Origin of the sequence: Bartonella sp. AD24XZML, assembly GCF_042196485.1 — a bacterium.
In the GTDB taxonomy this organism is placed as follows: domain Bacteria; phylum Pseudomonadota; class Alphaproteobacteria; order Rhizobiales; family Rhizobiaceae; genus Bartonella.
In genome coordinates, this window is the sequence record NZ_JBHIQH010000052.1 from 12,261 (window position 1) to 22,797 (window position 10,537).

The 10,537-nt window shown below is 40.1% G+C and carries 5 protein-coding genes and 2 pseudogenes; all 7 read left to right on the forward strand.

Annotated features, from left to right (window positions below; genetic code table 11):
• The first annotated feature begins 461 nt into the window (after positions 1–461).
• Positions 462–2,903, forward strand: coding sequence for a DNA translocase FtsK 4TM domain-containing protein (locus ACFIMX_RS04680; RefSeq protein WP_375617819.1), 2,442 nt, complete (start codon positions 462–464; stop codon positions 2,901–2,903).
• 706 nt (positions 2,904–3,609) lie between these two features.
• Positions 3,610–3,873, forward strand: a pseudogene (locus tag ACFIMX_RS04685) (DNA translocase FtsK); the annotation flags it as partial.
• Positions 3,874–3,994: 121 nt separating this feature from the next.
• Positions 3,995–4,603 (forward strand): outer membrane lipoprotein carrier protein LolA, encoded by a 609-nt coding sequence (locus ACFIMX_RS04690; RefSeq protein ID WP_375617820.1) that lies wholly within the window; start codon positions 3,995–3,997, stop codon positions 4,601–4,603.
• Positions 4,604–4,636: 33 nt separating this feature from the next.
• Positions 4,637–5,452, forward strand: a complete 816-nt coding sequence (locus ACFIMX_RS04695; protein WP_375617894.1) for an exodeoxyribonuclease III — start codon at positions 4,637–4,639, stop codon at positions 5,450–5,452.
• 61 nt (positions 5,453–5,513) lie between these two features.
• Positions 5,514–6,995: an efflux transporter outer membrane subunit gene (locus ACFIMX_RS04700; protein ID WP_375694093.1), complete on the forward strand. Its 1,482-nt coding sequence runs from the start codon at positions 5,514–5,516 to the stop codon at positions 6,993–6,995.
• Positions 6,992–8,219 (forward strand): annotated as a pseudogene (locus ACFIMX_RS04705) (efflux RND transporter periplasmic adaptor subunit). The gene ACFIMX_RS04700 and the pseudogene ACFIMX_RS04705 overlap by 4 nt, the downstream one beginning before the upstream one ends.
• Before the next feature lie 3 nt (positions 8,220–8,222).
• Positions 8,223–10,211 (forward strand): MacB family efflux pump subunit, encoded by a 1,989-nt coding sequence (locus ACFIMX_RS04710; RefSeq protein ID WP_375694094.1) that lies wholly within the window; start codon positions 8,223–8,225, stop codon positions 10,209–10,211.
• The last annotated feature ends 326 nt before the right edge of the window (positions 10,212–10,537 follow it).

Below are 10,537 nucleotides of genomic sequence, written 5' to 3' on the forward strand. Positions count from 1 at the left end.
GATGGTCGTGTATTTTTTAAGTTGTGTGAGTTACTTCAGTATGCCTGTCCTGAAGGGAGTATTTAGTTAGTATGATAGATAAAAAATTGTGGTCATTCGTGATGGTTAAAACAGTATTCATATTTTGCCGTTATCATGATGTAGCATAAAAAATATTATTTGTTTAGGAAGGTGCCTATAGGACCCATGTGACATTTTAACACATGAGGTGTTTTTTGGTTGATCGTGTGATAAATATCTTGGGAGAGCTTTTTGTGTGCCTTATGAAGGATAGTCTCTTAGGGTGGTGATATATGAGTGATATGAAGTGGTTAGAAGGTAGAACGCGCTAGATAAGACGTCGGATTGTTTACAGGCTATTTGTTTACAGATCGGTACAGAGTTTTAAGCTTCATCCTTTTTTAAGAGAGAGGGAGTTATAACTCTTTAAAATATGAAAGTTTTGTATTTGGAATTGATAGATGCACCGAAGTTCTTCTCCTTATGATTCATTAGAAGTGCGAAATTCTCAAGGTTCGCGTCTTATTGAGATGTTTTTACGTCAGATAGGGGTATTTATTGGGCTTGGGCTTTTGGGCTTTATTATTTTTTGTGTGTTTGCTTTGGCGACGTGGAATGTTGAGGATCCATCTTTAACCCATGCAAGTACAAATGAGGTTACAAACCTTATGGGGTGGATGGGGGCAATTTTTTCAGATTTTATTATGCAGTTTTTTGGCTTGGCAAGTCTTTCTGTTTTGTTGCCACCGTTATTTTGGTCTTTTCTCTTGTTGGCGCAAAAGAATATCTACAATTTGACTTTGCGCTTTTTTTTATGGGTGCTATCAACGATTTGTTTTTTAATTGCTTTTGCCCTTATGTCACCTGTTGCTTCTTTTACTTATTGGCCATTGCCAATGGGATTGGGAGGGGTTTTAGGAGATAAAGTTTTAAGTGTTGCTTCTTCAGTCTTTCCTCTTTTTCTTTCTCCTCCTTACACGGTGTTTTTCAGTGTTGTTTTTATTCTTTTAGGTTTTTTCACCGCTGCTTTTGCTGGTAATGTGATATGGCGGCGTCGAACAAAGAAAAGAAAAGAAAAAAGCATTCCAAAAGACGAAATCGTTAATCCAGTCTTTGAGTTGGAAGAAGATACGGAATATGCCGCAGAGGAGGATCGTGAAAATCATGGTTTTTTTGCGACAACTTGTGGCGCTCTTTTGCATCTTTTTTATTTTTTACAAGCACGTTTTTTTCGTTTATTCTGTTTCAAAAGGCGTTTTCAGAGTAAAGGGCAAGGAAAGCCATTTGATCGGATTGAGCCAACTTTTTTAGGTGAAAAAGTAAAGTGTGAGGAAAATCAAAATAAAGCCTATATTTCTCCTGTTAAAAATCGAAAGTCTTTAACAGCTTCTTCAAAGGGTGGTTTTGTTCTTCCTCTTGTAGATTATCTTTCGGTTCCACCACCGTCTGTTAAGGATGCAAAACTTTCTCCTGCTATTTTAAGAGCAAATTCTCAGGAGCTTGAAGGGGTTTTGTTAGATTTTGGGGTCAAAGGAAAAATTATAGATGCTTGTCCTGGACCGGTGGTAACTTTGTATGAATTTGAACCGGCTGCAGGCATTAAATCTTCCCGTATCATTGGTTTGGCAGATGATATTGCACGCTCGATGCGTGCGATTTCGGCGCGTGTTGCGGTGGTTCCAGGACGTAATGTTATTGGAATAGAATTGCCTAATGCAAAGCGTGAGATGGTTTATTTACGAGAAATGTTGCAGGCGCAAGAATTTATTGACAGCAAAGCCAAGTTAGGACTTGCTTTGGGTAAGACAATCGGGGGGGAAGCTGTTGTTGCAGATTTAGCAAAAATGCCCCATCTTTTGGTTGCTGGTACAACAGGATCGGGAAAGTCTGTTGCTATCAATACAATGATTTTATCATTGCTTTATCGTATGACACCTGAACAATGTCGTCTCATTATGGTGGACCCGAAAATGCTTGAGCTTTCGGTTTATGATGGCATTCCCCATTTATTAACACCCGTGGTGACAGATCCTAAAAAAGCCGTGATTGCTTTAAAGTGGGCTGTTCGTGAAATGGAAGAACGCTATAGTAAAATGTCAAAACTAGGCGTTCGTAATATTGATGGGTTTAATGCACGTCTTAGGGAAGCTGCAAGTCAGGGAGAGACAATGGTGCGGACAATTCAAGTTGGATTTGATCGCGAGACCGGTGAGCCTCTTTATGAAACGGAAACACTTGATTTTAGTCCTATGCCCTATATTGTTGTCATTATTGATGAAATGGCTGATTTGATGATGGTTGCTGGTAAAGACATTGAAGGCGCGGTTCAACGCTTGGCACAAATGGCACGTGCTGCCGGTATCCACGTGATTATGGCGACACAGCGTCCTTCCGTCGATGTTATTACTGGGACGATCAAAGCCAATTTTCCTACACGTATTTCTTTTTCTGTGAGTTCAAAAATTGATAGCCGAACAATTTTAGGTGAACAGGGGGCCGAGCAATTATTGGGACAAGGAGATATGCTCTTTATGATGGGAGGAGGACGTATTCAACGTGTGCATGGTCCTTTTGTTGCGGATGATGAAGTGGAGCAGGTTGTTGCGCATCTCAAAGCGCAAGCACGACCTGATTATTTGGAAACAATTACGCAAGAAGTTGAAGAGGATGGTGCTGATGTTTCTTTGGCTTCTCCTTCAGAAGATGATCCCTATAGTCAAGCTGTTGCTATTGTGCTTCGTGATCGTAAGGCTTCGACTTCTTATATTCAACGCCGTTTAGGCATTGGTTATAATCGTGCTGCGACACTGATTGAGAGGATGGAAGAAGAAGGTATCATTAGTCCAGCAAATCACGCAGGGAAACGAGAAATTTTAGTGCCTGCTGAAGAAGAGCGCTTTTGAAAAATCTTTATAGTTGTTTTTTATAATATCTTATAAAACAAGTGTTTGTTTACTGTATCGTAGAAAGTCTGCATTTTCATACACCAGTTCTCGATTTGCGATAGCTCCTTGGCACTTGGAACTCTTTATAAGGGGATTCTTTATCTTATATAACTTTTATCCACACACCAACCTTGCTTGTAATGTGCAAGCAAATGATTTGAGTTGATTCAATATGAGAGAGTATGTGATGAAAGAATCTTATTGTATTTGGCGTTATGATTTAAGTTAAAAAGATAAATTATTATAAATCAATATCTTGGTATAAAATAATGTTATTGCGAATGTAGGGGTGTAAAAGCATGTAAGACTTGATATTTAAGTGTCTTTTTAAGTGCGCTCTAAATATTTAGGGCAAGGCTGATCTGTCGAGTCTTAATATAAATGAATTATATGGGGTGGGAAGCTAAGTGAAATTTGCTAAACTCCAAACTGTTTACAGAGCGGTTGTGGTGAAAATTTTTATTCTTTTGGGTGAGAAGGAAGTCAAAAAAGTATTTTTGATACTTAAAAGAGCTTTCAGGTTTGCGAGTAATATGTTTAGTCCTTAATCCATTATGTCTTGACTATAATTTATGTTGCTTCATAGATTAGGGGTGGAAAAGAATATATTATGCGTTTAGAAAAGCAGGAAATTTGGATGCTTTCGGAAACTTAAACGCAGACTGATTATTTGGAAACGATACCGCAAAAAATAAAAAAGGATGTTTCTTTAGCTTTTTCTTTAGCAGATGATTCCTATTGTCAAGCTGTTGCTATTATGCTTCGTGATCGTAAGGCTTCAACTTCTTATATTCAATGTCGTTTAGGCATTGGTTATAACCGTGACGCCACATTGATCGAAAGGATAGAAGAAGAAGGCATTATTAGTCCAGCTAATGATATGGGTAAGCGAAAAGTGTTGGAGATTGTCGAAGAAGAATACTTTTAAAAATCTTTTGATATTTTTTTCAAACAATATCTTTATCTTATAAAGAAGGGTATTTATTCGTCGTTGATCACTTAAGTTATGAATTATAAGGTCAATTAAGTATTGCTTGGGAGCATTTTTTATGAAAACGTCTTTTTTACCGCAAAGAAGAGTCTTTGGGTTAGTGGGAATTATTATCTTTTGGTGTTTAACTGTTCCTGTTTTTTCGCAAGCATCTAATAAAGTGATAAAGGCGCAAAATGTTGTGAATCACTTTGCGGCAATCAAAACAATGACAGGTGATTTTATTCAGTTTAGTCCAAAGGGAAAAATGTCTCAGGGGACATTTTATTTAGAGCGCCCAGGGAAAATTCGTTTCATTTACAAAAAAATGCCTTTACAGATTATTTCAGATGGCCAATTTGTAGGTATTAACAATCGGGCTTTGAATACTTGGAACTTTTCACAACTTTCGCAAACGCCAATGAAATTTTTGTTGGATGATAAAATTGATGTATCTTCTGGGCGCTTGTTCGCATTTCGCGAAGATCCAGGGGCTGTAACGATTGTTCTGCGTGATAAAACGATTGGGGCAGGGCAAATAAGAATGGTTTTTGATTCTAAAGGCTCTGCTTTGCGACAGTGGACAATTGTTGACCAACAAAATTTGGAAACTACTGTGCAGATTATGAATGTGCGGACAGACGTCCGGTTCGCTAATGGGATGTTCACACTTCCTTCGAAGAAATGAAGAAAGAGTGTTACGTCATTGGGATTAAAACAAATGTTCTTTCGTATTGCAACTTGGAATATTAATTCTATTCGTTTGCGTCTTGCACAGGTTTTTCAGTATTTGGATCTCTTTTCCGTAGATGTTTTGTGTCTACAGGAAACAAAATGTCCAGATGCTTTATTTCCAGTGGAGGCTTTTGAAGCAGCGGGTTATAAGCATATCGCATTGAGTGGACAAAAATCTTATAACGGGGTGGCTATTGTTTCTCGTTTGCCTTTTAAAAAGGTAGAAAAGCGTTTCTTTTGCCAAAACCAAGATTGTCGCTATATCTCAGTTATTGTGGAAGCCCATGGGAGAAGCTTGCGGATTCATAATTTTTATGTTCCTGCTGGGGGAGATATTCCAGATGCTGATGTGAATGAAAAATTTCGTCATAAGCTTGATTTTTTAGAAGAAATGTCTTCCATACGTGCGGATCAAGGAGATGGTCTTTCTTCTCTTTTGGTGGGCGATTTAAATATTGCTCCTTTGGCAGAGGATGTTTGGTCTCATCAGCAATTGTTGAAGGTTGTAAGCCATACTCCTATTGAAACCGAGCGTTTACAGGATTTGTGTTGTCAAGGTGGATGGGTTGATCTGATGCGGTTGCATATTCCTGCTCCTACCAAGCTTTATACATGGTGGAGTTATCGTGCACGCGATTGGGCATTTACCGATTATGGGCGGCGGCTTGATCATGTTTGGTCTTCTCCTGATTTAGCACCTTTTGTTGTAGATCTTTCGATTTTTCGTGATGCGCGCGGATGGGAACGCCCTTCAGATCATATTCCTGTGCAAACTGTATTTGATTTTTCACGTCAAGTTTGAAATAAGAGGTAAATAAAGTATTAATATTAAATAATGATTCTGAAAGAATGCGGGAGACTAGATGTATATCAGAAATCTCAAAAGGGGCGCTTCTCGTGGATTACTTTCTAGTGTCTTGTTGTGGTTGCTTTTGTCAGGATGTATGGTTGGTCCCAATTACCAGAAAACATCTTTTCGTGTTCCAGCAGTTTGGGGAGAAAAATCTGCACAGACTGCAGGACAGCCAGTTGCGCTTGCCGGATGGTGGCGGCGTTTGAATGACCCTGTTCTAGATGCATTAATGGATTATGCGATTTCTGGAAATAATAATGTTGCTGTTGCCAAAGCTCGGGTACGTGAGGCGCGTGCGAGTTTAGGACAGGTTGTGGGAACTCTTTTGCCAAATGTGTCCAATTCAATTTCAGGAACTCGTAGTCATTCTGCACAGTCTGATGCATTGTTAAACCAATACCGTAGTGGTTTTGATGCAAGCTGGGAGCTTGATTTTTTTGGTGGGCATAAACGAGCGGTTGAAGCAGCACGTTATGGTCTTGATGCGGCTGTGGAAGATATGCGTGCTACCATGGTGACATTGCTAGGAGATGTGGCAACAAATTATGTACAAATGCGTGGTTGGCAACAGAAATTGTTGATTGTGCGTCAAATTGCTGTATCACAACGTAAAACCTATGAATTGATGCGTGCTAGATTAACAGCTGGTGATGTTTCTGAGCTCGATGTTTCAAATGCGCAAGCACAAATGGCAAATACAGAAGCAGATATATCACAGATGGAAGCGAATTTAGCAATGAGCGTTCATCGCCTTTCTGTCTTAATTGGTCGTGTGCCTACGGCATTGAAGGCTCTTTTACAAAAAAATGCTAACCATGCAAAGATTCCACAACCGCGCTGGCCGATACCAGCAGGAATTCCAGCTGATATTTTGTTAACACGTCCGGATTTACGACGGGCAGAGCGTCAATATGCGCAAGCGACAGCGCGGATTGGTCAACGTGAAGCAGATCGCTATCCATCACTTACTTTAACAGGTAATATTTCGACAGCCGCAACTGCGATAGATCAGTTATGGAAAAATTCAACGATTGGCTGGTCTTTTGGACCTGGTCTTCGTTTTCCTTTTTTTAATGGAGGTCAGGTTGAGGCTTCTATTGCTGTTGCGCGTGCACAGCGTGATCAAGCTTTTATTACTTATCGGGCTGCTGTGTTGGGAGCTTTAGAAGATGTAGAAAATGCGTTGGTAAGATTAACGAAGGAACATCAACGCTTAGAAAAGCTAATCGTTGCGAATAAAGCTTCTCTTCATTCCTTAAAACTTTCACGGAGCCTTTTTGAGAATGGAAATACCAGTTTTCTTGAATTGTTAAATGCTGATCGCTCTTATTATTCTGCACAAATGGCACTTAAAGATAGCCGTGTTTCTTTGGTTACACAATATATCACGTTGATGAAAGCATTGGGGGGGGGCTGGGATGGCGTTGTTGATGTATCACGTCCGGAAGTCGTTGATGGTGTACCTCGTTCGCGTGCAAAGGTAGGGAAATGAAAAAAAACTTACTCAAAAATTTCATTACAAAACACAAAAAACTTTCCTTCTTTTTAACTGCTATATTTCTCATTCTCTTGTTTTTATGGTTGCGTTCTGTTTTTTTTTGGAACATCTACTCCAACTTATATAACAGCGGTGGTGAAGCGTGGGGATATTGAGGAAAGTGTTTTAGCTTCTGGTCTTGTACGTCCTTACCGGTTGGTGGCTGTTGGTGCGCGAGCAACAGGGCGTGTGGTGTCAATGCATGTTTCCCCTGGGAGTGTTGTGAAAGAAGGCGATCTCTTAGCAGAAATTGATCCTACAGATCAGGAAAATGATTTAAAAAGAAAAAAAGCAGCATTATCGCATTATTATGCGAGTTTGGTAGAACAAGAAGCCTATCTTTCTCTTGCACAGAAAAATTTAGAGCGTCAGAAAAAAATGATCGAATCGCGTGCAATTTCAAAAGCTAATCTTGATGATGCAGTGACACAGGTGAAAATACGCGAGGCGCAAATTGAACAACTTCGTCAGCAGATTGTGCAAGCACAAATTGATGTGGAGAGTGCAGAGGTTAATTTAGGTTATACACGCATCACAGCCCCTTCAGCGGGAACGGTTTTGGCAACAGTTGTGGAAGAAGGGCAGAATGTGAATGCGGTTCAGTCGGCGCCAACAATTGTTATTTTGGGTGATTTATCAAAGATGACGATTAAGGCGCAAATCTCAGAAGCAGATGTTCTTAAAGTCCGAGCTGGACAACCACTTTATTTTACAGTTCTAGGTAATTCACAGCGTCGTTATGAAGGCGTTTTAGAAAAAGTAGAGCCGGCTCCTGAAACAATTCGTGCTGATGTGAGTATTAATCCTGGTATGGTGAGTGGTTCTAGTGCTTTAATCTCATCGGCTATTTATTATAACGGAATTCTACATGTTGATAATGCGGACAATTTTTTGCGAACCTATATGACTGCTCAAGTTCATATTATCTTAGGGCGCGCACAGAATGTCTTGTTGGTTCCAAGTAATGCTTTACGCGATGAGACAAAAGAGCGTAAAGCATGGGTTTCTGTTTTGGTGGGGGAAAATAAGTTGGTTACTAAACAGGTGAGCGTTGGGTTGAATAATAAGGTTATGGCAGAGATTATTTCAGGACTTAACGAGGGTGATGTCGTCGTCACCAGTTCGTCTGATGGAGTGATGCCCGAGTCTTCTAACATGCATAGCGAAGACGAGAGTTAAAGCATGAGTACAAATCAAGCAGATGCTGTCTTCGTCTTGGAAAATATTGTGCGCAAATTTCCTGCGGGCGAAGCGTTTGTTACCGTTTTGAAAAACATCAATCTTACCATTAAACGTGGTGAAATGGTGGCAATTGTAGGTGCTTCCGGTTCAGGTAAATCTACCTTGATGAATATTTTAGGCTGTCTTGACCGTCCAACTTCTGGCCGTTATTGGATCTCTGGTAAAGAAATAGCTTCCCTTTCTGCGGATGAATTGTCGGCTTTGCGACGTAATCATTTTGGTTTTATTTTTCAGCGTTACCATTTGTTGAATGAATTGACAGCTCTTGGTAATGTTGAAATTCCGGCTATTTATGCGGGAAGTGCCGTGGAAGCAAGGAAACAGCGGGCACAGGATCTTTTAACACGTTTGGGCATGGGTGATCGGATAAATCATCGTCCAAATCAGCTGTCCGGTGGTCAGCAACAACGTGTTTCTATTGCTCGGGCGCTCATGAATAATGCGGAGGTCATTCTTGCAGATGAACCAACTGGTGCATTGGACAAAAAGAGTGGGCAAGAAGTATTGCATATTTTGGATGAACTTCATCAAGAGGGACGTACTATTATCATTGTAACCCATGATATGCAGGTGGCTGAAAGAGCAGAGCGTATTATCGAAATCAGTGATGGGGAAATTATTGCTGATAAGCGGTCAAGGGTTGCAAAAACAAAAGTTGGTGGAAAATCTCTTCAGGAACAACAAAATCTAAAAGGCCAACAAAAACTGGGCTTTTTTCGTTCTTTTGTTGAGCGATTCCGTGAGGCGTTTGTGATGGCTCTGTTGGCAATGAATGCACATCGCATGCGGACTTTTCTAACAATGCTTGGGGTGATTATCGGTATTGGGGCGATTATTGCTATGGTGGCTTTAGGGAATGGTACACGAGAGAAAATTCTGGAAAATTTTAAAAGTTTGGGTGCTAATACATTAACCATTTTTCCTGGCAAAAGTTTTTCTGATCCACAAGCAGAAAAAATAACCAGTTTGGTTGAAGCTGATGCAGAAGCCTTGTCTGGGTTACCTTATGTTTCTGGTGTAACACCTCAGATTTCAACAAGCTCGAAAGTGCGTTTTGGTGCAGTTGAAGTCAATGCCGTCATTGTGGGGGTGGGAGAACAATTCTTTCAGACACAGGGGCTCAAAGTTTTCACAGGACAGTTTTTTGATCAAAAAAGTGTCCATGATCGGGCGGTTGATCTCGTGATTGAAAAAGAAGCATTGTCTGTTCTTTTTCCCCATAGCCATGAAAGCCCTCTTGGCAAAGTGGTGCATGTGGGTAATGTTCCAGCGCGTATTATTGGTGTTGTTGATTCGCAAAATCACGCAAATGGAAACACATCAAATACATTACAGCTTTATTTACCCTATACAACAGTGCAAACGCGTTTTCTTGGTACAACAGAAGTTCGTGCAATTACTGTTAGGATTGCTGATGATGTCGATTCACATTTAGCGGAAAACATGGTGAAACGTTTTCTCATTATGCGGCATGGTGGAGAAGATTTTTTCATTAGAAATTCAGAATTCTTTCGTGAACGTATCATGGAGAGTACACATATCTTAACACTTTTAATTTCTTCAATTGCAGCTATTTCCCTGATTGTGGGGGGTATTGGGGTGATGAATATTATGTTGGTCACTGTTTCTGAGCGGATCAATGAAATCGGCGTGCGTATGGCAGTTGGTGCACGGCAAAGTGATATTTTACAGCAATTTCTCATTGAAGCGATTTTGGTTTGTGTGATTGGTGGTGGTTTGGGGATCTTGCTTGGGCTTTCTATCGGTGGCTTGTTCCTTCTGTTTAAGGCACCTATCCATCTTATCTATACCATTGAATCGATCATTATGTCTCTTACTTTTTCAACCCTCATAGGAATATGTTTTGGCTTTTCTCCAGCGCGGCAAGCTTCACGGCTTGACCCTGTTGTCGCTCTTTCACGCGATTAGACTTTATCAATTTGGGCATGTTTGTTCGTGATGCTTTCCACTTGGATGAAGCGTTTATGAAGCAAAACATGAATGGGAAAAGTTTAGCATTATTTGCTGCTCTATTTTAGAAAACACTTTGTTCGTTAAGTGGAGCGTACCACTAGAGGTGAACGTTTCTTATAGCGCACTACATCATGTAAGATATGGTAGGCATATAAGCCTTCTTGAGGCATTAAATGTTTTGAGAATGCATGATGAATATTTTAAATCTTTCTTGTCGAGTCTTATGGAAGTAGATCCTATTAAGGAGAAATTAAATAGAACCCGTTAGAATGAGATTGCTT

Coding starts and splice junctions, on each gene's coding strand:
- ACFIMX_RS04680 (WP_375617819.1), top strand. CDS start 462: ATGCACCGAAGTTCTTCTCCTTATGATTCATTAGAAGTGCGAAATTCT.
- ACFIMX_RS04690 (WP_375617820.1), top strand. CDS start 3,995: ATGAAAACGTCTTTTTTACCGCAAAGAAGAGTCTTTGGGTTAGTGGGA.
- ACFIMX_RS04695 (WP_375617894.1), top strand. CDS start 4,637: ATGTTCTTTCGTATTGCAACTTGGAATATTAATTCTATTCGTTTGCGT.
- ACFIMX_RS04700 (WP_375694093.1), top strand. CDS start 5,514: ATGTATATCAGAAATCTCAAAAGGGGCGCTTCTCGTGGATTACTTTCT.
- ACFIMX_RS04710 (WP_375694094.1), top strand. CDS start 8,223: ATGAGTACAAATCAAGCAGATGCTGTCTTCGTCTTGGAAAATATTGTG.